General features: G+C 42.2%; 1 protein-coding gene and 1 pseudogene. One reads left to right on the top strand and one right to left on the bottom strand.

The genetic code is table 11. From position 1 onward, the window contains the following. Positions 1–266, top strand: a 266-nt coding sequence (locus tag DXA74_RS16720) for a hypothetical protein (RefSeq protein ID WP_370448518.1), incomplete at its 5' end; no start/stop codon positions are given. A 10-nt stretch (positions 267–276) separates the two neighbouring features. Here the strand turns inward: DXA74_RS16720 and DXA74_RS16715 are convergent. Continuing rightward, a pseudogene (locus tag DXA74_RS16715) lies at positions 277–448 on the bottom strand (phage integrase SAM-like domain-containing protein); the annotation flags it as partial.

The following is a 448-nucleotide window of genomic DNA, read 5'->3' as shown; positions in this document are numbered from 1 at the left end:
CTGTGGATCAGGAAGCCACGTCAGAAAACAAAGAACATGTGCAATATTCCGTTGCTGGATATTCCTTTGGAAATCCTGAGAAAATATGCAAATTATCCTGCCTGCAAAAAGAAAGGAGTATTGCTGCCTGTTCCCTGCAATCAGAAGATGAACAGCTACCTGAAAGAGATTTCCGACCTGTGTCTGATAAAGAAGAACCTGACTACCCACACAGCCCGTCACCCGTATGCCACATCTGTTTGTTTAGCCAATGGGGTAAGCATTGAGAATGTAGCCAAAATGCTCGATTACTTCTTTTTCGTGGAACTTGATACCGATAAACGGGTCTTTGGCTATCCATTCATTGGCCAGTGCCAGATTGGTAATCTTCTTCAGACATTTCATATAACGGATAACGGTATTCTGCTGACATTCCTTTTCAGTCTTCAAATAAAATTCAAAGGCACGT

It is taken from the genome of Bacteroides sp. OF04-15BH, assembly GCF_003477995.1.
Classification (GTDB): Bacteria; Bacteroidota; Bacteroidia; order Bacteroidales; family Bacteroidaceae; genus Paraprevotella.
Note: the sequence above shows the minus strand (reverse complement) of the source record. Positions and strands in the feature narration are given on the sequence as shown.